The sequence below is a fragment of the Clostridium felsineum DSM 794 genome (assembly GCF_002006355.2).
Taxonomy (GTDB): domain Bacteria; phylum Bacillota; class Clostridia; order Clostridiales; family Clostridiaceae; genus Clostridium_S; species Clostridium_S felsineum.
Map to the genome: position 1 here is coordinate 3,517,810 of NZ_CP096980.1, position 25,813 is coordinate 3,543,622.

At 28.2% G+C, this 25,813-nt stretch carries 20 protein-coding genes and 1 pseudogene; 6 read left to right on the plus strand and 15 right to left on the minus strand.

Annotated features, from left to right (window positions below; translation table 11 throughout):
- Positions 1-42: 42 nt before the first annotated feature.
- Complete coding sequence (locus CLFE_RS16630) at positions 43-1,302, minus strand: MFS transporter (RefSeq protein ID WP_250944648.1); 1,260 nt, start codon at positions 1,300-1,302, stop codon at positions 43-45.
- A 235-nt stretch (positions 1,303-1,537) separates the two neighbouring features.
- On the opposite strand from CLFE_RS16630, the gene CLFE_RS16635 reads away from it, so the two are divergent.
- The 5 genes and pseudogenes from CLFE_RS16635 (at position 1,538) to CLFE_RS16655 (ending at position 6,158) form a co-directional block, all read left to right on the plus strand.
- Positions 1,538-4,003, plus strand: coding sequence for a GH39 family glycosyl hydrolase (locus CLFE_RS16635; RefSeq protein ID WP_077894856.1), 2,466 nt, complete (start codon positions 1,538-1,540; stop codon positions 4,001-4,003).
- A 51-nt stretch (positions 4,004-4,054) separates the two neighbouring features.
- A complete protein-coding gene (locus CLFE_RS16640) occupies positions 4,055-4,528 on the plus strand; it encodes a spore coat protein (protein WP_077833225.1) in 474 nt (157 codons plus the stop codon).
- 119 nt (positions 4,529-4,647) lie between these two features.
- On the plus strand, positions 4,648-5,121 hold the full coding sequence (locus tag CLFE_RS16645) for a metal-dependent transcriptional regulator (RefSeq protein WP_077894855.1): 474 nt from the start codon (positions 4,648-4,650) through the stop codon (positions 5,119-5,121).
- Positions 5,122-5,164: 43 nt separating this feature from the next.
- Positions 5,165-5,356, plus strand: a pseudogene (locus CLFE_RS16650) (IS1595 family transposase); the annotation flags it as partial.
- Positions 5,357-5,429: 73 nt separating this feature from the next.
- Positions 5,430-6,158, plus strand: coding sequence for a flavodoxin family protein (locus tag CLFE_RS16655; RefSeq protein ID WP_169851008.1), 729 nt, complete (start codon positions 5,430-5,432; stop codon positions 6,156-6,158).
- Between the two features lie 128 nt (positions 6,159-6,286).
- Here CLFE_RS16655 and CLFE_RS16660 read toward each other — a convergent pair whose 3' ends face one another.
- Positions 6,287-7,108: an SGNH/GDSL hydrolase family protein gene (locus tag CLFE_RS16660; protein ID WP_077833221.1), complete on the minus strand. Its 822-nt coding sequence runs from the start codon at positions 7,106-7,108 to the stop codon at positions 6,287-6,289.
- Positions 7,109-7,400: 292 nt separating this feature from the next.
- Here CLFE_RS16660 and CLFE_RS16665 point away from each other — a divergent pair, with 292 nt between their 5' ends.
- Entirely contained in the window at positions 7,401-8,435 is a 1,035-nt protein-coding gene (locus tag CLFE_RS16665; protein WP_077894854.1) for an HD-GYP domain-containing protein, read from the plus strand.
- Between the two features lie 58 nt (positions 8,436-8,493).
- Here CLFE_RS16665 and CLFE_RS16670 read toward each other — a convergent pair whose 3' ends face one another.
- The 13 genes from CLFE_RS16670 to CLFE_RS16730 all read right to left on the minus strand — a co-directional run bounded on the left by CLFE_RS16670 (position 8,494) and on the right by CLFE_RS16730 (position 25,763).
- On the minus strand, positions 8,494-9,483 hold the full coding sequence (locus CLFE_RS16670; protein WP_077894853.1) for a GH25 family lysozyme: 990 nt from the start codon (positions 9,481-9,483) through the stop codon (positions 8,494-8,496).
- Between the two features lie 167 nt (positions 9,484-9,650).
- Positions 9,651-10,562: a ComEC/Rec2 family competence protein gene (locus CLFE_RS16675; RefSeq protein ID WP_077833218.1), complete on the minus strand. Its 912-nt coding sequence runs from the start codon at positions 10,560-10,562 to the stop codon at positions 9,651-9,653.
- Positions 10,563-10,875: 313 nt separating this feature from the next.
- Positions 10,876-16,227 carry a diguanylate cyclase gene (locus CLFE_RS16680; RefSeq protein ID WP_077894852.1) on the minus strand — a complete coding sequence of 1,784 codons (5,352 nt, stop codon included), beginning with the start codon at positions 16,225-16,227 and terminating at the stop codon, positions 10,876-10,878.
- A 305-nt stretch (positions 16,228-16,532) separates the two neighbouring features.
- The gene (gene dapF / locus CLFE_RS16685; protein ID WP_077894851.1) at positions 16,533-17,549 is read right to left on the minus strand and encodes a diaminopimelate epimerase; all 1,017 of its coding nucleotides are present in this window, start codon (positions 17,547-17,549) and stop codon (positions 16,533-16,535) included.
- Between the two features lie 41 nt (positions 17,550-17,590).
- Positions 17,591-18,397 (minus strand): ComEC/Rec2 family competence protein, encoded by an 807-nt coding sequence (locus CLFE_RS16690; protein WP_077851847.1) that lies wholly within the window; start codon positions 18,395-18,397, stop codon positions 17,591-17,593.
- Between the two features lie 62 nt (positions 18,398-18,459).
- The gene (gene ymfI, locus CLFE_RS16695; RefSeq protein WP_077894850.1) at positions 18,460-19,206 is read right to left on the minus strand and encodes an elongation factor P 5-aminopentanone reductase; all 747 of its coding nucleotides are present in this window, start codon (positions 19,204-19,206) and stop codon (positions 18,460-18,462) included.
- Positions 19,207-19,216: 10 nt separating this feature from the next.
- Complete coding sequence (gene trmB / locus CLFE_RS16700) at positions 19,217-19,852, minus strand: tRNA (guanosine(46)-N7)-methyltransferase TrmB (protein ID WP_077894849.1); 636 nt, start codon at positions 19,850-19,852, stop codon at positions 19,217-19,219.
- A gap of 27 nt (positions 19,853-19,879) precedes the next feature.
- A complete protein-coding gene (locus CLFE_RS16705; RefSeq protein ID WP_077833212.1) occupies positions 19,880-20,530 on the minus strand; it encodes a site-2 protease family protein in 651 nt (216 codons plus the stop codon).
- A 108-nt stretch (positions 20,531-20,638) separates the two neighbouring features.
- The gene (locus CLFE_RS16710; protein ID WP_077894848.1) at positions 20,639-21,724 is read right to left on the minus strand and encodes a hypothetical protein; all 1,086 of its coding nucleotides are present in this window, start codon (positions 21,722-21,724) and stop codon (positions 20,639-20,641) included.
- Between the two features lie 16 nt (positions 21,725-21,740).
- Positions 21,741-22,790: a phosphodiester glycosidase family protein gene (locus CLFE_RS16715; protein ID WP_077833210.1), complete on the minus strand. Its 1,050-nt coding sequence runs from the start codon at positions 22,788-22,790 to the stop codon at positions 21,741-21,743.
- Positions 22,791-22,813: 23 nt separating this feature from the next.
- Positions 22,814-23,497 (minus strand): L,D-transpeptidase, encoded by a 684-nt coding sequence (locus CLFE_RS16720; protein WP_077894847.1) that lies wholly within the window; start codon positions 23,495-23,497, stop codon positions 22,814-22,816.
- Between the two features lie 156 nt (positions 23,498-23,653).
- Positions 23,654-24,685 carry a hypothetical protein gene (locus tag CLFE_RS16725; RefSeq protein WP_077894846.1) on the minus strand — a complete coding sequence of 344 codons (1,032 nt, stop codon included), beginning with the start codon at positions 24,683-24,685 and terminating at the stop codon, positions 23,654-23,656.
- A 10-nt stretch (positions 24,686-24,695) separates the two neighbouring features.
- Positions 24,696-25,763: a phosphodiester glycosidase family protein gene (locus CLFE_RS16730; RefSeq protein WP_077833207.1), complete on the minus strand. Its 1,068-nt coding sequence runs from the start codon at positions 25,761-25,763 to the stop codon at positions 24,696-24,698.
- Positions 25,764-25,813: the final 50 nt, after the last annotated feature.

Here is a 25,813-nt window from a genome sequence, read left to right on the forward strand (position 1 = left end):
CACAATTAAAGTAAATTTACCCCAAAACTGCATCATTAAATTTTATTCATTATCCTTTACTACTTCAGGAATAGGCATTACAACTAATGCTGATAATACTGAAAATACTGCAAGTACTAAGAAAAATAATGTATATCCGTCTCCACCTAGAGTTTTAACTCCTAATGTTATTAACATTGGTGCTAAAAAAGTAACAAAGGCTGAGGATAAATTTACTGTTGTATTCATTATGGCTATATGCTTTCCTGCATCCTCTTTTGATGGTAATATTCTGTTTACCATTGCATTATCTACTGCTGTATACATTCCAAAGCCAAAGTTAAAAGCAAAGTTCCCCATTATTACCCAACTTACGCTTCCTGAGAATGCAAAGGCAATCATACATATTCCTGTTATTAAGGCTGCTAACATTACAAAAGGTTTTTGTTTCTTTATTTTATCCGATATAAATCCTCCAAATATTCCTGACACAACCATTAACATTATTGATGGTGATTGATATGCCATAACCTTAAATATATCTGCTTCTCCTAAATGAAATCTTGTTATGTAGAAAAGTGTTAACATGCTTAATCCTGCATTTGTAACATTTATAAATAACTTTGTTAACAGTGCCCATGTAAATTCAGGATATTTTTTTATACTTGGATAGAAATTATCAAATAATCTTCCTTTATTTTTTTCTTCCTTATTTCCCGTATACTGTTTATCTTTTATTAAAAGTGCTGCTGATATTCCCCCAACTACTTGTATTATTAAAATAGCTAAAAGCTTTTGCTGAACAGGTACTGCGGCAAATACCCCAAGTACAGCCTGACCTATCATTACACAAGCTGGCGCTGCTGCTCCAAATAAGCCTGATACTCTTCCAAATCTTTCTGGATCTACTTGCTCTGGAACTACTGCATAACAGGATAGTGTTACTAAACCGTAAAAGAAGTTAGCTAAAATATAACCTACAACAAGTACTGGTACATTTGGTGCATAGGTAAATGTAAGCATGGATAAGGCTCCACCTATACTTCCTGCCACCATCCAAAATCTTCTTCTTCCAAACCTAACTTTTGTTTTATCTGCAATAACTCCACCTAAGGGACTCATTATTACTATTGCTACTCCGCTAATTCCACCTACCATACCGTATACCGCTGTAGCACTAGTATTTCCCACAAGTCTTATAATATTAAACTGTGCAAGCCCGAAGCCTAGTAATACTAACGGTGCTATTGATGTTCCTAGTCCTAAAACCGCTCCCAATAACAATCTTCCAAATGGCGTTTTTTCAAATACTTTACTTTCCATTTTTTCATCCCCCTAAAATTTATGATAACCTTTACTTATGTGTAAATGTTATCATAAATTTTATTAAACAAAATACCATAATTAAAAAAATTCAGTATCATTTTTTATATTTTTTTGTCATATATTTTTTATTAGTTTAAAAAATAGGACTTTTTTTTATTTTTTAGTGTTATAATGAGACTATGATAACCTTTACTTAAAAATATTCACTTTATTGTCGTGGAGGTATTAAAAAATGAGCTTTGAAATAGTTAACTATAATGAAAATCTTCCGTTTAAAATATGTATAACAAACTCTAAAAACCATGATTATCATTGGCATAAAGAAATAGAATTAATCCTACTACTCAAAGGAAAAATAACCTACGAAATTAAAAATACAAAACACGAAGTTTTAGAGAAAGATATCTTTTTAGCAAACAGTCTTGATGTTCATTCAATTGCTTCTAATTGCGAAAGTATTATTTTGTTATTCCAAATTGACCCAACCTTTTTTGATAAATACTATTCAGGTTTTTCAAAATTATATTTCGAATTTAATGATACTTTAAATAATGTCAATACCGAACTCTACTATAAAGTGCGTTCAAATTTAGCGAAGATTATGTTTTCATTAATAAAACAAGATACCGCCTATAAATTATCTGCTATAAATCTAGCTATAAATACTATTCTTATAATTCTTAAAAGTTTTAGTTCTAAACCTAGAGAAGAAAATAGTTATTCACTTTTAAATGAGAGAGTTTTTGAAATACTAAACTTTATAGATAAAAACTACAATAGCGATATTAGTCTTAATTCTATTTCTAAAAAGATCCTTATAAGTCCTCAGTATATTTCTAAAATATTCAAAAACAGCTTAGGTATAAATTTCATAGATTATATTCATAAGCTTAGAATCAAAAAATCTTTAACTGATCTTTTGAATACAAATAAGAGTATTTTGGATATTTCTTTAGAACATGGATTTAATGATCATAAAGCATATAATAGAGTTTTTAAAAAAGAGTTTAATATGAGTCCTACTGACTATAGGAAAGATTTTTTACTTAATATTTCTGAAAATAATTTGAGTGACAATTATGATGAAACAAACAAAAATTTTAAATATTTATATAAATTTATAGATAAAAATGCTGCGACTTCCTCTACTTTTTACAACTCTCGCAGCCATATTAATATAAATGTAGATTTTACAATAGCAAAAAAAACAAAGTATAAAAAGTATTGGAAAATAACCTCCATTGGTAGAGCTGCCCTTTGCCTGAGGCATGAAATCAGAAAACAAATTACTCTTGCTCAAAGGGATATAGGATACGAATTCATAAGATTTCATGGTATTTTTTCTGATGAAATGCTAGTCTATAAAGAAAATTCTAAAGGAGAACCAATATATAATTGGAATTACATAGATGAGATATTTGATTTCTTTTACGAGGTAAAGCTTAAGCCATTTATAGAAATAGGCTTTATGCCTTTGGCTCTCGCAAGTAAAAAACAGTATGCTGCTTTTTTTTGGCAAGCTAATGTAAGCTATCCTAAATCAATTGATAAGTGGAAAGCTCTTGTTAGTGCGTTTATAAAGCACTGTATTGAAAGGTATAGTATATCAGAGGTTTCAAAATGGTACTTTGATATATGGACCGGACCTGATTTTGAAAACGCTTTTTGGTTTGAGGGAAAAGATAAGTTTTTTAAATTTTACAAAGAAACCTATTTTTCAATAAAAAATGTTTCTCCTAATTTAAAAGTAGGAAGCCCCGGAATTCTTCCTAATAAAAATTCAAATTGGTTTAAGGATTTTTTATTTTATTGTAATGATAATCAAATACTCTTAGATTTTATTTCTTGCCATATTTATGCGACTACAGACCCTAAAAATATAGAAATTCCAAAGCAAGTATTAAATTTAGCAAACACAAGCTACACTCTTTCTGATGAAAATTTTCTTGAAACTGCAGTGGCTTTTATAAAAAATACTATAAAAAATAATACCTCTAATAATCCAAGTTTAATTGTAACCGAATGGAACTTAAGTCCGTACACAAGGGATTACACCAGAGATACATGCTTTTTAAGTTCCTATATAATATTTAACCTTCTAAAGAATTTAGGAAACATAGATGCTATAACCTTTTGGACTTTAAGCGATATAGTTGAGGAAGGAACAACTGATAATAGACTTTTTCATGGTGGTTTAGGTCTTTTCACTTATAATGGATTAAAGAAACCATCCTATAATGCCTTTTTTCTCCTTAATAAATTAGGTGATAATTTGATTCAGTTAGGCGATAACTATATAGTTACTTCAAAAAGTAATGATCTTCAAGTTATTATATATAATTTCACATACTTTGATGAACTATTTAGAACTGGAGACAAATCTTTATTATCTTACCATGAAAGATATAATATATTTAAGGCTTCACAAGAAAAAGAAGTTAACTTGGCATTAAATTTAAACAGTGGAAATTACAGAATAAAGCGCTCTAGCTTAAATATGAATTTTGGTTCAATATTTGATGCATGGATAAAAATGGGTGCTCCTGAAGAAATCCATTCAGATGTTTACAATTTTCTAAAATCAAGAGAGGCGCCAAGTATAAATATATCTACCGAAAACGTAAAAAACACGTTAATACTAAATGATTCTATTCCTATACATGGGATACTTCTAATTGAAATTCATAAATTAGACTAATGGAATAAAAACTAAAACGCTACGCAAACTAGAATTTGGAGGTGTTTTATTTTGAATATAACATTAAGTCAAAAAGAAAGAAGCTTACTAGAAGACGCTAAGAGCCATGAAGAGGCTTGTATTAAAAAATATGATACTTATGCAGGCATGGCTAATGATCCACAGTTAAAACAAATATTTACTGTGCATAGTCAATCTGAAAGAACTCATCTAAACAGTATAAATACGCTTTTGAGTGGCACAATTCCTCAAATGAACGGACAAAATCAAAATTCTAATCAAAACATGAATTTTAACAATACATCCAATACACAAAATATACAATCTAATTTTTCTGATAAAGATTTATGCTCTGACATACTTATGACTGAAAAATATGTTTCAGGAACATATGATACTGCAATTTTTGAATTTAGAGATACTAATGTCCGTGATGTATTGAATCACATACAAAAGGAAGAACAAAAACACGGTGAAGCCATATTTAAATATATGGAAAGTAAAAATTTATACACAGTGCAGTAATACTTAAATAAAGGCATATCACTTTGATATGCTTTTATTTTAATATTTCTTATCTGTTGAATTATTTTCACTATATAATCATATACTTAATTATTAACTAGTCTACAAGGTGGGATACTATGTCTAAAAATGAATTTTTTACATTCACCGAATATATGAAGAAGGATGTAAATCTTTTATCTCCTTCAGCAGAGGACTACATGGAAATGATATATAGACTTTCTATAAAAACAGGCTTTACAAGAGTTAATAATTTAGCTTCAGCATTAAATGTACAACCACCCTCTGTAACAAAAATGTTACACAAACTATCACATTTAAAATTAATAAAATATGAAAAATACGGAGTAATTATGCTTGAGGAAAGCGGCTTGAATTTAGGAAAATCTCTTTTGAATCGACATAATACCGTTGAAAGGTTTCTCAAATTATTAAATATAAGTGATGGTATTCTAGATGAAACCGAAAAAATTGAACATACTATCAATGCAGAAATCTTATGTGGAATGAGTGATTTAGTTGATTTTTTCACAACATATCCTAACTATTTAAAAAAATTCAACAACTTTAGAGAATCCAAATCCTCTATTTAAAAAACATCTATGTTTTAAATCAGTGTTTAAAATAGATATTCTATTAAGGAAGAGTGCTAAAATTGTAGAAATTAATATAGCAACAAGTTTCTTTTTGAGACATAAAATTCTTGATTGTATAAGCACATTTTTAGGCAAGGGATACGTTGATGGTGTTATTGAAGCAGATGAAGTATTCTTTGCTGAAAGTTTTAAAAGTACAAAACCTTCTAATATGTCAGGACGCTCTCATAAAAGATTTAAGCATAAGTAAGACTATAGCATATAAATTATACAAACTTATTTTATGTGTACTGGGGGATATTGATTTGAGAAAAAGAATTCTAATTATTAACAGTAGTTTTAGAAAAAAAAATACATATAATGTTTTACTGCAAATTGGACAAATATTGAAAAGAAATAATTTTGATTTTGAAGTGATTAATCTATTCGATTACAAAATTGAAAATTGTTTAGGATGTAGAAAATGTGTAACAGATGGAGAATGCTATTTAAAAGATGATATGAATTATTTGATGAAAAAGATGATAGATAGTAGTGGTATAATTTTAAGCTCCCCTATATATATGGGTACTATAAGTGGTAAATTAAAAACAATGGTTGATAGAACATGTATGTGGTATCATAGACCAGAACTTGCAGGCAAACCAACTCTCTTTGTAGCAACTACCGATGCAACAGGAATAAAAGAAACAAAAAAATGCTTTAAAAACATCGCAGTTGAATGGGGAACTCAAAGGGCTGGATTTATTGCAAGGTCATCTAGAAATATTACATCTCCTGTGCAAGAAAGAGAATTAAGTCAATTTATTAAATTGCTTAATGATAAAAAAAGTTACTATAAACCATCATTAATAGAAATAAATATATTTCAGGTACAAAAGGTATTGGCACTTAAAACCAATGAACGGAACAAATTATTTTGGCATGATAGGGGATGGCTTGACAAAGTTTATTATTATGATTGCAAAATGAACCTTATGAAGAAAATATTTTCAAAAATAATTTTTAGACTATTATATAAGGTTATGAATTAGTAGTAAATATGTAATAAAATTATGTTTACCTTTTAGTACTAAAAACCTATCCTGCCATCCATCATTTACTATATATTAATTCAATTTGATAAAAATTTCTAAGCTTTTAGAACTTAGAAATTTTTCACCTATTTATTTTTTTCATACAATATTGGTTGAAGTTTTTCATAAACTGCATTAGCAATAGAATTCATTCCCTTATCGTTAGGATTAAAATCATCACTCACACCATAGTAATCCCTATTTCCCTCAGGTCCCATATTAGTTTTATCCGTCCATATTGGTTTTAAATCTAGCACAGGTATTTTTCTATTTTGTCCTACTCTATTAATTACCTCATCATATTTTTCACCATAATTAACATTCCAAGTTGTCATTAAAATTATAGTTGGTGTACGCTTCACCTTAATTGTGAGATCATCTATTAAGGTATTTAACTCATTTTCAAAAATATTTGTAGATATATTGTTGTTAATATTAGAATCATTAGTTCCATATTCTATAGTTACAATATCTGGAGCATAACTATTTATTTCGTTAATATTATTAATTGCATCTGAAATAACTGCACCTCTCTTACCCATATTATTTTGCTGAACTTGAAATCCCATATTCGCTGTAACTCGTGCGCCTATTTTATTTACATAAAAGTTATCTTGAGATGAGGCAGAATATCCTGCAGTAACACTATCTCCTATGGCTATGTACTTGAGAGTCTTCCCCCTTCCAATATTTTTCATATCTTGCTCTTTATTTCGTTTTACTTGAATTTTATTACTTTTTTCTTTTCCTAATTGCTTTTTTTCATAAGCATAAGCAATTTTTTCATTATCCTTTTCTCTTTTGCTATCCTTTATCACACCACTAACTATTACACCTACTGTAATAATTAAAAGCAAAAATGCTATAATAGTTGCTTTTTTATCAGTTTTGTATCCACCATTACTCATTAGCTTCCTCCAGTAATATTAATAATTTCACAAATAAATAATAGCTTATTTCTAGAAACTTTTCAACATAAAATGTATGCTATGTAATTTACAAACATATATACCTTGTTTTTTTGTGGTACTTTTTTACATTATTTTTGAATTAAAAATTAAATAGAAATAAAAAAAATAGCAAACAAAATCTAAATTATATAACTAAAGTATATAGACTTATTTTTTTACAACGATAATATATACATAAGTGTTATATATTACTAGTAACATTTATTATTTCTAAGGGGTGAGAGATTATATGTCAAGAGAAAAGAAACTACTTACAATTGATGAATTAATTCCCGGTATGATATCTGCAAATGACATAATGTTTGAGGGAAAACCATTATTAACAGAAGGTTCAGAAATAACTGAAACATCTATAAAAAAACTAAAAGGAACTTATATAATAGATAAATTAGAAGCCTATGTAGAAAAAGGAGAAAGTTCAAAAAAATCCGAAACTATAAATGAACTTCAAACTTCATTTAATGAGTTTTCATCTAATTTAGAAGATATTTTTGCAAACATTGATAACTTAAAAAATAATGGTATTGACAGTTTAAGAGAGTTTTCTCAAAAGGTTCAAGGTGAGTTTGAGTCCACAGGTCTAGTTATCAAAAATGTTATTTTTTATGGAAGTCAGAATAATATCTATAGACATAGTGTTAATGTAGCTGCTATAAGCTTTATAATTGGAAAATGGCTTGGTATAAGTGAAAATGATATAAACTTATTAACTTATGCTTCACTTCTTCACGACTTTGGAAAAACTAGATTAGACAGCAACATAATGAATAAGGGAGATAACTTAACAACTGAAGAATATGCAATATATAAAACACATCCTGTTATAGCATACCATCTTATAAAAGAAATTCCTAACATTGACAATTCTGTAGGCCTTGGAGTCTTAATGCATCATGAGCAAATTGATGGTTCAGGCTATCCTCTAGGTATTAAAGATGATAAAATTCATAAATTTGCAAAAATTATAGCTATTGCTGATGCTTTTGATAAAGTAAACTCTAATAAAGAAAATGGTCCATTCGATGGTTTAAAGGCTATTAAGGATTTAAGCTTAGGAAAATTAGACTGTCCTTATTGTAATATGTTTTTAAACCATACGCTAAATTATTATATGGGAGAAACAGTACTTTTAAACGATAATAGATCCTGCAAAATTATAAAACTTGATATAGAGGATTTAACAAAACCTCTTCTTCTTGATGACAACGGATTTTTAGATTTAAAATCTGATTCAAGCTTATATGTAAAATCTTTAGTAATCTAAAAATAAGCAGCTCAAACTTTGAGCTGCTTAAAAATATTTTTGGAGTTTATAATACTAACTAAGAATTTTCGTTCAACAATTTATTCCAAGTATCATTTCCTACAATACCATCAGTATTTAATCCGTGATTTGCTTGCCACTTTTTAACATTATCTTCAGTTCCACTTCCAAAAACACCGTCTACACTTCCCCCAACTCTATATTGAATATACCTTGTAGCATATTCATAGTGGGGATATTTAACTCCATCTGTTGGTTTTGAAAAAATTTCTGTAACTGCTGCTACAGTTTTAGGTCCCCAAATTCCATCCTGAGCTAACCCCATGGTTCTTTGAAATTCTTTTATAGCTGCTGTAGTACTGCTTCCATTTATTCCATCTACCACAAGACCCTTTTTCAAAAGTGTATTTAATTGCTGTTGTATTATTTTAACAGTATCTGAAGCTGAAATTGAAGGCGCGACAAAATTCCCACCGCGATTTGATGAATTCATAAAAATTCCATCATTAAATTCATTTAAATCCACACTTCCATTTACTCCATTAACAGAACCATTTTCTGAATACTGAAAACCGACATAAACTGTTGATATATTAGGTCTAATCACTCCATACTCAGCTATCCATAGTGGTATATCCTTAACCGTACTATTTAAATTATTTTTATAGAAGCTAGTGTACGTATAAATACAGGATTCTAAACCTTGTGACTTTAAATAATCCGAAAACTGTTTTACATTGGAACTTATCTGATTAGTTGTTTGCCCTAAAGCAGCTTCTACATCAATTGCTAATTTGCAATCATAACTCAAGCCAGACAGTGCAGATAAGAAATTCTGTGCTTCACGTATAGGGTCATTAGCCCTTAAAAAGTGGTAAAATCCAACTTTAAGTCCTGCATTTTTAGCTCCATTATAGTACTTTCTGACAGTTGAATCAGTATACGTTACCCCTTCTGTAGCCTTTATATATACTATCTCAACTCCACTTGCCTTAACCTTTGAAAAATCAATACTTCCTTGTCCAGAATAAATATCAATGCCCTTCAAAATAATTCCTCCCAACTTAATATAGCCTTAATGAATTAATTAAGGCTATATTAATCATTTATAACTAATATTGAAGATTTAATTTTCTCTATTGATTATAATATGAATATTAACATAATTTGGACACAACTATTATAAGGTTAAGAGCTTAATAAACTAATTAATAATTACCTGACACCTGTTTTATAATCTCCAGGACTACAATTGAATTTCAAATTTTTACCGTCACTAGCACATATAACTGTGCCATTCTCATCTGTTCTATATAAAGGCAAATTTCTTGCTTTAAGCTTTTCAACTGTTTCCTTGTGAGGATGGCCATAATCATTATTTTGGCCGCAGCTTATAACCGCATATTTAGGACTCACATAATCTAAGAATTCATTTGTAGATGAAGTTCTACTACCATGATGTGCTATTTTCAAAACATCACATTTAAGATCATACCCTTTGTTTATCATATCTCTTTCATTTGAACCTTGAGTATCCCCTGTGAATAAAAATTTGTTTTGACCATATGTTACTTTTACAATTATAGAATAAGTATTAAGGTCTCCTCTAGTTGGATTAATTGGGCCATATACATTGCAATCTGCTTTTCCAAGTTTAAAGTTTTCTTCTTCTGGTTCATTTGCTTTTAAGCCTTTATCCTTCATTGCATAAATTAAATCTCTAAATGTTTTTGTATTTGTACTAACATTATTCATATAAATATTGTCAACTATAAAATTCTTTATAACTTTATCTGCTCCCCCTATATGATCCTCATGAGGATGGGTTAATACCATATAGTTTATTTCTTTTATTCTTTGATCTTTTAAATAATTTACAAGCGCGTTCTGTGATTCATTAGTACCGGTATCAATTAACATATTTTTATTTCCATCTTGAATTAGTATACTATCTCCCTGACCAACATCTATATAGTGAACTTTAAACTCATAATTTAATAAAGCTTCACTACTTCCTTTAGTGTGTCTACTAAATGTACTAGTATCTTTAGAACATCCCGTAAAAATTACTAAAACACAAATTAAAATAGCAAGATACTTTTTTAATGTGATTTTTAATAGATTCATTAATTTTCCTCCATAACTAACCAAAAACAAATTTTTTTTAATTTTTTAGTCAAAAAAGTAAAATTCAATATTTACATTTAACAAATAAAGAAGTATAATATAATTGCAGTTAGAAATACATTTTAATAAATTACCTAAAAAGTAACTTTATTCACTTTACATTCTATTATTTTTATAGGTTGATATTGAGAAAATATTTATGAGAGGTATTTTTAATAATTACCTATAATTTTAACTTTATAGTCAATTTCCCCTCGATTTTTATACAAAAGCACTGAAAGGATTTATCCAATCAGTGCTTTTGTATATTACTTTAAAACAAAGCTGCTACAATATTAGAAATAGCACTAGCAAAGTTAAATTCTTCAAAGTTAAATTCTTTTATTTTTGCAGGCACCTTAAAATAAAGTATTCCATTAATTATTCCTTTATTAATTAATGGAATAACCATTATAGAATCCCAATCTGGCATACCTGTAGTTTCATCAAACCCACTAATATTATCCCAATCTATCATATATACTCCTATTTTCTTTTCTAAAACCTCTCTCACAATTTTATCATTAATATAAGTTTTTTTAATAAAATCAGACTTGAATATTTTTCTTGTATACACGTTAGAAACCTTTTTATCCTTTAATAATATAATGGTGCAATAGGTGGCTTCAAAAAATTCAACTAATCTTCCCAATGCATTGAATATTTTCTCTTCAGTACTAATGCTACTTTTTAACATCTCTATAAATTCAACTGTAACCAGTACATTTCTAGAATCCTTAACGGGATTACCAGTAACTATACCTGTTATTTTATTTGTAGCCCTAGCTTTGTAATTAAACCTTTCATTCCAAATAACACATTTATTTCTACCCGTGTTTTTAGCTATATAAAGTGCCTTATCAACTTTTTCAAATATTTCTTCTTTACTTATTGCCATATCTGGATAAGCTACTAAACCTATACTTATAGTAACACTTCTTTTATTTCCAAGTATTTTAGCTTTATCTATCCTTCGTCTTATTTTATCTGCCACTTCATATGCCTTTAAAACATTATGATTAGGCAATATAACTATAAATTCCTCTCCTCCATAACGTGCACAAACAGATTTTTCTTCAATATTGTTCATAACTATTTTACTTACTTCCTTCAAAACTAAGTCACCTGTACCATGTCCAAATTTGTCATTTATAGCTTTGAAGTTATCAAGATCATACATAAGTACAGTAAATTCTTTAATAAAATTTCTATTTTCATCAAGCAGATCATCCATATAAATCTCTAAATGTCTTCTTGTCATAGTTCCAGTAAGCACATCTATTGTAGAACTCATCTTCAATCTATATTTATCTACATTCAAACTTATAAGTCCATTAAACTCTATACACTTATTAATAGCATTAACATTAAAATTGTTTAATATCTTATCAGATTCTATATACAATATACCTGTTATTTCTTTATTATTTCTTTTATTTAAATTTGATAATACAGTATACACCGGAATACAAATTACAGCTTTTATACTCTCTTCTAACTCCATGTTTGGCTTAAGACCAACTCTTTTTATAAATATAGGATTTCTCTTGCTACTTACATTATAAATTATAGTATTTTCTTTAATTATGTTATTATCTACAAAATTTTGATTGTGTGTAAAAACTACTGTATCTTCGGTCTGTGTTGGCATTACAATAAAATAAATTTTTTTCGCAATAAGACTATACTTTAAATATTTAAGTATATTTTGTATATTAATAACTGACGATTCAACTTGATTTCTCATAACATTTATTCTACTATTCACTTTCCTAGGTATGAATGAAAAATAATACTTTTTTAGATCTTTTTTTAACTGCTTTGTATAAAATAATTTTTTCAAATCTGTATTCTCGTAAAATTTTTCAATACCTTCTTTACTAAGTATGCCTTCAACACTTTTCTCATCAACTATTTTTTGTCCCATATAATTGTTTATAATATCTATATATTCTCTCAAATCATTTTTTATTTTATAGCACCTAACAAAATTTTCCTTATACTTATCTGGCACCTTCAAATAATAGTTCCACATAAAATCTATATATTCAAAACAGTAATTAATAGCCCTAATATAGCTTCCACTTTTAAGATAATAATTGCAAATATTAACATATAGGAATTTAGATATTTTTATATCATTTTCGCATTTTCTAAGAGTATTTATTGCATATTTAAGCATTTCCTCATTTGACAAATTTAGTGTTCTTATTATTCCAATACAATCTCTTACTAATTTATTTTTAATATTGCACCTACTTAACATTATATATATATCATTAAACATTTCTAAATCTTTTTTCCAATATACTATTATTGCAATTTGTACTATTATAACAATGCTATTAACATTTTTATTTGTAAAATCCATTCCACTTAAGGCTTTTCGAAATGTAGTTATAGCGGTTTCATTTGAATCAATTAAGTAATCAATATAATATCCTACTACCTCATCAATTTTTTTAATATTTTGCGCTCCACATTTATCTTTAAATTCCTTCATGTATTCTTTAGCTTTTTCAGGCATTCCCATTTTCAAATATATTTCTACCGCAGCTGAGTAATATACTCCCATGAGATCTAAATAATTTTTTAAATCATCTATTCTTGTTGACGCCTTAAGAAAATACTCATATGCTTCTTCTATATCATACATTACCAAGCATACTTTACATAATCTACAATAACAATATAACTCTATATATTTATCATTGATTTTTTCAGAAAGTCCAAGAACATTTTCAAATCCATTATAAGCTTCTTTATAACTTCCTTGTTTAAAATCCAAAGTTGCTATTTGAGATAAGGATAACAATTTAAAATGTGAATAGTTAAAGTGGGTTGCTATTTGAAACACCCTAAAAAGATAATTTTTGCACTGCAAATATTCCTCATAGTAATTTCCGTATATATAAGCTATATTATTTAAAGAATCTAGTACATATGGCAGATTATCCTTAAGATATCTTTTATCAGAACACATCTTAGAATATTTTTCTGCCTGCTTCATATCTCCTTTTTCTATATAAGAATTACTCAATACATAATACGCATAGAACTTAACATCTTCCATATCATGAGTACACTTATCTATTACATTATTGCAAATAGAAATAGCCCTTTCAAATTCCTTAGTGAGATAGAAATTAAAGGCTTCTTCAGTATAAATTAAAAGTTCTAACTCTAAGTTATACCAATTCCTTAAAAGTTCTTCCTGCCTATATATATATATCCTGCTTTCTTTCAATTGAGAATTATTTTGTAACATCCTAACTAAACGCTTTAATACTTGAAATTGAATTTCATATTCTTTTCTTTCATGCAAAAGCTTTTCTGATAATTTATAATATTCTTGTGCCTCCCTATCTTTTTCATCTAAAAATAATAAATCTCCTAAAATAATTAATAGTTTAATTCCACTTAAAGTTGTATTATTTCTAATAGTTTTTACTAACTTTTTTATCTTGCTTACAACTTCTCTTTTGTTTTTAATATAAATAGGATACTGATATTTATTCAAATAATACTCTATAATCTTTTTCACATTAAGTGACTTTTCAAAATGAAAAAGTATTTCTTCTTTATACTTGCTTGGGTTAGATTTCTCTAATACTTCCGCTGCTCTTTCGTTAATACTACTTTTATATTCTTCATCCATTCTATCTGTAAGTGCAGCTTTAATTGTCTTATTAGCAATAGCATAATATGTGTCTGAATCCTCCTCGATTGCCTCTATTATGCCTCTTTTAAGTAATTTTCTTATTATTTCTTCTATGTTTTCTCCATCATATTCTTTAAAAAACATTTTTATAGTTTCTAATTTCAAGCCTATGTTAAAGATACACATAGCATTAACTATTTCTAATTCAAATCCACACATATCATTTATCTGATTTTGTATATTCTTTACAAGGGAACTATGTATGGGAATTTCATTAATTTTATCATATGATGTCACCCACAGACCATTATCCTTACTTACATATATATATTTTCTTACATAAAGTCCTTTTAATACTTCAATTATAAAACCTGGATTTCCTTTAGTTTTTTCAAAAATTTTTTTTGAAAAATCTCTTGGGAGAATACTAGTACCTAATACCTCTTTTATAAGTTCATTGGTACTAACAAAATTTAGTTCATTTAGAATTATATCTGTAAAATTAACCTTAAAAGAACTAATAAACTGCCCTACATCATTATTTGTATATATAATTTCATCTAAATAAGAAAACATAAACACTATATTCTTGGTATTTCTTACTTTTTCATAGAAATATTTTATAAAATCTGTACTAAGCTCATCCACTTTATCAACATTATCTACTATTATAACTAGCCTTTTTTTACTAGCCATAACATTCATAAAATTTATACACTTATCAAATAAATCTATTTTTTCTTCCTCTGTAGTAATATTTTTACTATCCTTAAGTTTAGTAATTATCTTTTTTCCTATCTCTCTCTCATAACTTTTAATTATTCTAGTATCATAACTGGTAAGAATTTGCTTTAATATTTCATCAAAAATATTTCTTGTTATATTGTCTCTGTTCCCAAAGCTACAATACACATTATCCATATTAAATTTAAAAAAGTACCTAATTTCTTTTAAGAATCTTGTTTTCCCAATACCACTTTTGCCATGTACAATAAATAAATTGGACTTATTTACTACGTTCTTAAATATGCTGCATAAATTAAGAACCTTATTTATTGGACCATCTCTCCCAACTATTTTCACATTATAATTTAATTTTTCAAACGCTTTTACATCATAGATGTTATATCTTCTTGAAAACACAATATTTATATCCTCAACAATAGCTTTTATATTGGTATATCTTTCACTCGTATTACAAATCATTTTGTTTATAATTGGTATTATTTTCATTTCAAATTCTTTATGTGGATTTTTGATTGTAACAGCTTTATTTACATTATGTTGTAATTCTAAGGAATTATTTATCTTAGTATTACTTGAAAATTTACTCTTACATAATTCAAATAGCAATATACCCAAATCACGTATTTCATTCGATACAATCTCACTATACTTTTCGCCATAATCTAATTTAAAATCAAATTGAAACCATTCTCTTTTACCTGCGTAATTTTCCTTAATTTTTTCCAGTTCAGATGAAATTAAATCATTAAGCTTTATATTAACTTTACCATTTTGACGTTTAACATATATATTTTTAGAATTTATGTTTCGATATGCATAACCGCTATTATTCAAATACTGAATAGCAATGCATATCTGAACAAATATATCTATAATATCATTTTCTTCTAAATTATCCATTATTTCTACAAGTCTATTACTTTCTTTACATATTTCACATGTATAGTACCATCTCTTATCATCTTCTGTTTTGTTATCTATAGTACTTATAACATTCAGACTATACAACTTATATATGTAATTTTCATTTAAATTTACTAAATTTATAAATTCATTTTTAATATGATTTTTCGTGTTATTTGGAATATTTCTTAATTCAATTATGTTAAGTTTTAAATTAGAATCATTTCTTAAAATATCGGTAACCTCAAAGGACGAGAATATTTGCTTTTTATCTATTGTATTTATTATCCTATATCTATTATTAATAATATTCATAAGCTCACTTCCAATACAATTATAACTATTTTTAAAACTCACTTTATATATTATACTTGTTTGCAAGTTTAAATGATAGTTATTTTTCCTTTTATCCCATTTTCTTCTTGTAATTATTCAAAAATTACAGGTGTAAAATATAAATTTTCTACCTGTAATTAGATTCTATATATATAATAAATAAAATACTAACATTAACTTATAAGATATTCCTAAAAAAGAAGTTTGACCATAGAATTTTTTATAAAAACAATTTAATAGTATTTTATATTATACATACCAAAATATAATTTTTACAATATACCCTATATTATTTTTCTAGTATATTGAAAAAATTCTTCATAAGCATTAGCTTCACTTTCAAATTTACTTTCATCAATTGTAAATTGATCTATCCTACCTCCATCAAGTTCCATAGTACCTTCAAATACAAAAGTTGCATTACCAATAAATTCAACCCAATAATCTTCATCACTATTATGAACAATTGTTTTTATAGCACCACCATCATTGTATACATTTATTATTTTATCAAATTTAACCTTTTCACTTATACAACTCACTATACTTGATGCAGTCATTGCCGTTCCACAAGATTTAGTTAAACCAACTCCCCTTTCATATGTTTTAACATATATATTATTACCCTCAATAACTCTTACAAAACTTACATTAACACCTTGAGGTAGAACCTCTTTTGTAGCATTGGCTTTTTCCCCAAGTTCTACTAACTTATCAGTATCTATTGAAGATACTATAGATACTAAATGTGGATTCGTTATACTAACTGCAGTAAAATCAAATTCATTAGATAATTGTGGTATTTTATCAAACAATAATTTTTCTTTTGTATAATTTAGAGGAAGGGAATTCACATTAAGTGAAACAGATTTTATATCTATTTTAACTGTTTTTACACCTTCATATATATCATCCTGTGCATTTACCCAATACCTAGCCTTCAAAGTTTCAATTTCTACTTTTTCTTTTTTTAACATTTCAATAACGTATCTTCCAACACATCTGAGTCCATTACCACACATTTCAGCCTCAGAACCATCTGCATTAAAAATTCTCATTTTAGCATCACATATATTACTTTTCTGAACAAATAAAATTCCATCTCCACCAATAAACTTTGCTCTATTACAAGCCTGAATAGCTATAGATCTTCTTATTTCATCATTAAAATTATAGTTATTATTATATTCATCAATTAAAATAAAATCATTGCCTGTACCATGACACTTTAATATATTTATTTCCACTATTAATGCATCCTTTCTAAACTTATTTCCAAATAAATTGTATTTACTAACAATTATATCATTAAAATTGTACTATACAATAATTAATCTCATATTTAGTCCTTATCACTAATATCAGAAATTATTTTAAGTGATATATATCCACTAGAATCATAACTTATTTTAATCTTATGATCATATATGTTGTTTCCATGAATATTTTTATCGTATGAATCTAAATTAGCACATCCTTTAACATTTTTAGGAAGCTTAAAGGTTAATGTATTACCTTCTTCTGTCTTTTCATTTTCTACCTCCATATCAAATAAGTTTTGCTTTTCCTCCATGACCTTTGGTAACATACTACTCTTTTTTACATCATTTACTGCTTTAACTCCTTCTAATATTTCTTTGTCCAAATTCGTTTTTTCAATAGATTCATCTGCATATTGAATATTATCTATATTATATCTTCCTACAACATCCAAAATATTATTTGCTGATTTATATGCTGATGAGGTAAGTATAAGCATATCTATTTTTTTTATATCATGAGTTGCAAATACATTAAATATATTATTTTTATCATTACTTTGTGATAAAACCGAAGGTACATCTATTAATATATTTTTATTATTATACTGTATTACTATACTTTGACCATTTTCCAGACTATATAAATTAAGCGTTTTACCTTTATTTACTACTGTTTTCGTACTGACCGTTCTATTCTTGTTATATACAGCTTCTGAGTAATTTTTTACAGGTATTTCAATAAAGCTTACTACTATTGTTACAATAGCAACTATTATCAAAGACCAATTTATATAACCAATTTTTCTTTTTATTATTTTTCTTACTATACATATAATGGTAACTAAAAACAACAACAGCAAACCAAAAAACAAAAAAAATATTGTCAAATTAACACCTTCTTCCAATGTTCATATTGGTATTATTGACAATATTTATATTATGTATTCAATTAAAGCATACCACCATCTACTGTTATAACTTGAGATGTTATATATGAAGCTTGTTCGCTAGCTAAAAACACAACTGCTTTAGCTATCTCTGGCGTTTCTCCAAACCTACACATTGGTATCTCGCTTTCCAAGGAATTTCTTTCTTCTTTTGAAAAGCATTGATTCATTTTTGTATCTATAACTCCTGGTGAAATAGCATTAACCCTAATACCAGATGGTGCCAATTCCTTTCCTAATGCTTTTGTAAAGGAATTAACGGCTCCTTTAGCTGCAGAGTACAACACTTCGCAAGATGCACCAACATTGCCCCATATAGAAGATATGTTTATTATGCCTCCTGTTTTTCTTTCCAGCATATATTTAACTGCTAAACTAGTACAATTAAAAACACCTCTAAAATCACTATCCATGACTTCATTATAATCTTCTTCTCCCATATCCATAAACAGACCTATTTTAGATATACCTGCATTATTAACAAGTAAATCTATTTTTCCAAATTTATCAATTATAAACTGGAACATCTTTTTAACATCATTGTATGAAGTTATATCACATTTATAAACCTCAGCTATTCCACCCGTATCTCTAATAGTCCTCAAAGTATCCATAGCACCGCTTTCATCAGTTTTATAATTTATAATAATTTCAACTCCATTTTTAGCCATTTCCTCGGCAATACTTCTACCTATACCTCTTGATGCTCCTGTTATAAGTGCCACCTTACCTATTAAATCTTTAAACATAAACTCACCTTTACTTTAACTTTGCAATTAAAAATTTTATATTTATGCCTAATTTTAAAAACTTAGATTCATATTCTGTTACTATATTTTTATCGAAACCACTTTTGTGTAAATCGTAAGTCATAAATTCTATTTCAAAACCACATTCCTTAAAATAATCCAAGGATTCAACAAATAATTCATCATCATCTGTTTTAAACCATATTTGGCTATTGGGCTTCAAAAATCCCTTATATTTTGTTAAGAATCTTGTATGTGTTAACCTTCTTTTTTTATGTCTGTCCTTAGGCCATGGGTTACAAAAATTTATATATATTCTTCCTATTTCATCTTTATCAAAAACTTCATTTATAAATGCTATTTGAAGTGGTGATATTCTAATGTTCTCCACTTCACTCTCTGTTATCTTTTTAAGTGCAATGGCAATTACTTCATCTTTCAAATCTATTGCAACATAATTTTTTTCAGGATTTTTCTGTGCTATATTAGTTACAAAATCTCCTCTTCCACATCCTAATTCAAGATAAATTTCATTATTATTATTAAATGCTTCTTTCCATCTACCCTTATATTCTCTAGGTTCCACAATGCACAATGGATTTTCCTCCATATAAGGTCGTGCCCACCACTTTTTTCTAAGTCTCATTTTTTTCCTCCTATGCTTAAGCTGTAATTATATAAATGTTCCTATCTTCATAAACAGACTCATAATCATATCTGAAGGCTTATCTAGAATAAAACCAATTATGGACTGAGTTCCTGCTCCTGTTGGGATAAACGGCATTATAAGTGCAAGAAATATAGGAAGCTGATATCTATACAATGAGTCATTTATTTTTCTAGGAAATAAATCTCTTAAAACATGAAAACCATCAAATCCTGGTATTGGAATTAAATTAAATAATGCAAGTATACAATTTAATGCTACTACTTCTTTAACTATTAGCATTACTATAGCTGCAACTAAATTGTTAGGCAAAGATTTCAAGCATATCCCATATATAATGGCAAAAACAAAAGCTACAATTAAGTTTGCTACTGGTCCTGCTATAGAAACTTTTAGATCATCCTTATAATAGTTTTTATAAGCAGCTGGATTAGTCTGTACTGGTTTTGCATAACCAAGTCCACATATCATTACTGCTAAAAAACCAATTGGATCTATGTGAGAAATTGGATCTAACGTAAGTCTCCCTTGAAATCTAGGTGTCTTATCTCCTAACTTATCTGCTATAAAAGCATGTGCATATTCATGAAAAGTAAAGGCAATGAGTATTGCAGGTAGCATTAATAGTCTATTAATAAGAAAAGACCTAATATCCATAAACATCCCTCCAAAATAAAAATTGAAAGGACTTAACATCCCTTCATTTATTACTAACTATAAAATTTATAAGTTCCCATGTAATTTGAGAACTTATAAATTAAATTTTTATTTTATTGGTGTTTCAATAAGCTTGTTATTATCTAAATCCCTGCTTATTATTCCACCACTTTCTGAATCTCCGTACATAGTTACATACATATTATTAAAAGAAACAACTCTACTATTGTTATTTTTAGCATTTAGAATTTCACCCTTCAGATGATCTACTATATATATATCTCCAAGATCAGAAACATATACATATTTTCTATCAATAGGTTCTTTTAATGATATCTTATTCCAATTAGCTGTAAAAGTAGAATCTTCACTTTTAGACTTACTATTTAAGCTAGCCGTATAAATTTCCGTTATTTTATCATTTACAATATTTCCGATATATACATTTCCCTGAGAATCTACATTAAGAAGTTTAGGATTACTTACTCCTGGAATATCTAAATTTTGAGTACTATCCGAAGTCGCCATTACTATCTTATTACTTTCTAAATCTTCTAATACAACTTTATCCTCTGCTTTAAATACATAATAGTCACCGACTTTTGTAATGCCAATTGGCATTTTAACATTTTCACCTGAAATATCAAGTCTATCAATATATAAATTTCCACTTACTGCTTGCTCTTTTAGGTACATTATAGTATTTAAATCATTAGATTGAAGCCCAATAATACTAGAACTACTTCTAGTAAGTTTGTATGTTATCGCATTATTATTAAAATCTAATGCTTGCTGCGACTCACCTGTGGAAGGATCATACTTATATACCTTTATTCCATTTTCTACTTTTTCAATAAGAACAAGTACATCTTCTGAAACACGCCATTTTGCATAAGCATCTGAAAAATCACAATTAAGCTTTACCGTTTTATCTTCTCCAGTACCCATTTTAACAACATGCAGTGTACTATTTGATGTATATGACACATATTTGCCTGTAGCTGATACCTGAATACCATCAGCATCTTGTGGAACTGAAATGGATAGTGTCTTCTTCTTTTCCTCAGATTTAATTATTTTATAAGATACCTTCGTTATATTTTTAAACATATATTTATTCATATAATAAAGTATGCCACTTTGAACAACCACAGAGATAATTATCCATATAATTACGTTTCTTAACTTTTTCATCCTATTAATCCTCCCACTATTTAGGCTCAACATAAATTATATCAGGTACCGCTCTTTCACCCGTTGCATTGGAAGGATTATTTATTATCTCACCGTTGTAATACATAGCTGTAGAACCTCCACCATCAAGACATGCCGCATTTACTGCTCCTAGCTTATGCATTAAAAGCTGAACATCCGCAACCGTTGCTCCTAACTTAACACCTTGTCGTCCATCTATAACCATAAATATTATACTTTTATCTGATCTTTGCCCTATTGCTGTTCTTGGCTGCGTTCCTGAAACCCCAAACGCTTGCATAGTATTCTTTCCATTCTTAATTATATACGGTTCTGTTATAACAGCTTCTCTAATATTACTTTTAATAAGTTGATTAGGGGAATATGTCCCTCCAACCTGTAGACTTCCACTTTTATCTATAGATAAAACATGATCTTGAGCCTCTGGCGCTACTTGGTCCCAAGTACTATTATCTTTAGGGAATACTATTTGTCCATTAGCCATAACAAAACCTGTTGGAATTGCACCCACACCACCACTTTGCTTATTATTATTAGGTGATGTATCATGAAAATATCCACCATTTATTGCTGCTACAGCTTTATATCTTTTTGCCATTTGTCTAGTTGTTTCACCAACATATCCTATTTGTGATGAATATCCTACTTTAACTCTACTTGGATCTTTAATTATTAATACATTTGCAGTAAACTTTCCATCACCATCAAGTTGCATCCTTGTTATATCACTATCAGTTTTAATGTTTATAACATCATTCTTTGTTTGCTTAGTTGTTGTTTCACTCTTATTTGATTCTTGTAATATTTGTTGTATTTTAGCATCACTAAAAAACCATTTTGCCATATATTTATGCGCACCTGTCCCCATAAGAGTACTTATTATTGTATTTCTTACATTAGTAAAAGGGCCATATAAAGAATATGGAACAACAGTAATACCGGTAAATACAATTTCAAATATTAAAAAAAGAATTATGGTTTTAACTATGCTCTTTTTTTTCTTGTTATTTGCTTTTTTATCGGACTTATGACTTTTTCTGCTCATTGATATCCCTTTCCAACATCAGTTTATTTTATATTCACCAAAGTTCCTTTTGGTATATTATCATATATCCATTTTGCATCAGTTATTGCAAGTCTTACGCAGCCATGTGAAGCTTTATTTCCTAGTTTACTTGCCTCAGCTGGTTCTAAATTTTGATTTTTATCAAAAGGGACACTATGGAAAAGATAATTTCCCATAAACTGAACCCAGTAATACGCACCTTCCTGATACTTTCTACTATAAAAAGAATAACCTCTTTCCTTTATTGTATATTGTCCTTTTGGTGTATCATATCCATCCATACCAGATGAACAAACAAAAGAATTAACCAATCTATTCTTAGCATCTAAAACGTTAACTTTTTGTTTTTCTAAATCCACATCCATTCTAAGCGGTTTCTCAGCCTGATTTAAATCAATAAAAGCTGCACTATTCCCATCCCCTACTTGTTTATTAGGTGGTACTACAGCATTTTTAGTTTCAGCTGATTTCTTCTTTTTAACTTTTTTCACGTTATTTTTAATAACTGTCTTTTTTGATATATCTCCTACTATGTATTTGCTTACACTATAAATCCCCAATACAATTAAAATTACTACTACAAAACTTGATAGTATATAAACAAACCTTCTATTTTTCTTTTTAATCAAATCATCATTTAAAGTTTCATCTTTTTTATCTTCTTCATTATAATTATCATAAATCAAAAGTATCTACGCTCCTCGTGATATATATTACCAATATTACATATATCTTTCAGTGTATGTTTCTTTATTATCCAACATAGTATACAATATATATTATCTTTAAAATTATATTAAGTCAATATGATACCTTTTTATTTACAAATTATACATACAAAACTAATCTATTTTTTGTACTACTAATTTAGAGCCATTTATTGATGCTATTCTATTATTGAATAGACCTATATACTCACCTTTATATTGGTATTTTGTATTACTTTTTAAGTTTATTAACCTAGAAGATGTGGCATCTACTGCATAAACATTTCCATTAGATGAAACAAATACGTTTTTGTAATCATAATTAGAATCTAAGTTGATAGCCTTAAATTTTTCTCCACTTGTTGTAACTTCCCCATAATATATCTTATTTATTTTATCGGTTTTAGAAGAAACGTACACATTATTATTATCATCAACTCCTAAAAAGGTCAATGCTGAATTTCCATCTACCACTATATTACTCTTAATTTTAGTAGATCTTACTCTTCCATTAGACGTATCTTCATATATTAAGTTATCCTCTCTTGACGTTACATTAAATCTTCCTATTTGGCTGCTTACAGTTCTAACTGACGAGAGTTCCTCATTTACATCTAATCTATACATTCTTGATCCAGCTTGTGAAGATACTTTTATATACATTACTCCAGTTAAAATTGACATTCTAATTCCTACGTCTAAATTTCCTCTTGGCGACGATATTACATTAGCTTTACCATTTGTATAGTCTTTTACTTCTTCCTTATACTTTGATTCAGCATTATATGAGAAAAATCTTATCTGCCCAGATACATTTTCTGCTATTATCATTCTGTTTGTATCTGGTACCCATCTATAAGCAAGGCATTTTACACCACCGTTAAAGCTCAAAGAAAGTTGTTTTCCTGTATTAGTATCAAACACCTTAACAATACCATTTTCTGAGTATGCCGTAAAAGTTCCGTCATCAGATAAAGTTACATTCTCAGCTGAAGAAGGAATATTGACATTAGGCTTTATCTCCGGTTCTTTATAAAAATTACTGTCCTGAGTTATCTTAATATTATTTTCCTCTCCAAAATAAAATTTATCAAGATAAATATATAGAGATAGCTGAACAATTAAAGATATAGAAGCCCATACAATAAATTTTTTTGACGCTCTCATTTTTTCACCCCTAGTGTTTTACAATTATTGCTGTTGCTACAGTTCTTTCTCCAAACTTATCACAAGGATTATTTATTACATGTCCATTGTAATACATTGTAGTAGATGCTCCACCATCTAAATTCACAGCATTATATGCCTGTTCTTTAAGCATTATTGTTTGTATGTCTTTTATAGTAGCTCCCATTTGAAGTCCCTGTCTTCCATCTATCGTTAAGAGTATAATTGTTCCGTCTTTTCTTTGTCCTATGGCTGTTCTTGGCTGTGCTCCTTGACTATCTATAGAATTTCCAAATGAATCTCTTGTTTCAGGAACTCCATTAACTATAAGCGTTGGTCCAAAGTTTATAGCCTCAACTACATTATCATTTAAAAGTTCCCTAATGCTGTGGTCTCCAACTACCAAAACACCATTTTTAGTAATAGCTGCCGTTCCCTTCTGAGTAGCAATCATATCAGGATTCTTAGGATATACAACTTTACCATCACTAATTATTATTCCCGTTGGTAGCGCACCTGTACCAGTCCAAACAACCTTTGAACCTGAACTATTTTCTTGAAATCCACCACCATTTACCGCTGCTATTGCATTATTATGTTTAGCTATTTGACTAGTAGTTTCTCCTTCTACTCCAAGCTTTGACGTATATCCTATCTTAACTTTAGTAGGATCATGTATTATAAGCACACGTCCACTAAATTTATTTCCATTAATTGTAGCAGTATCTATTTTCCCATTATGATTAGATGTATTTATGTCATTTAAGTTCTGATTTTGATTTCCGCCTGATGCTGGAGTAGTACCTGCACCTCTAATTTTAGCAATTTGTGCATCTGAAAGAAACAGAGTTGCTAAGTATTGATGTGTAAATGATGACATAGCTGTACCTACTATTATTTTCTTCAAATTATCAAAAGGTCCATAATAGACTATCCATGGTGCTGTTCCCACACTAAATAGAATCTCAAACATTAAAAAATATATAAAAAGTTTGACTTTCGAATTCTTTTTACGTTTTACTTTCCTTCTATTTGTATTTCCTCTGTTATTTTTAGACGTTTTACCATTAGAGTTCATATATTTCTCCCTTCCTCATTTAAATTGAGAAATAAGCATTAGTTGCAAAT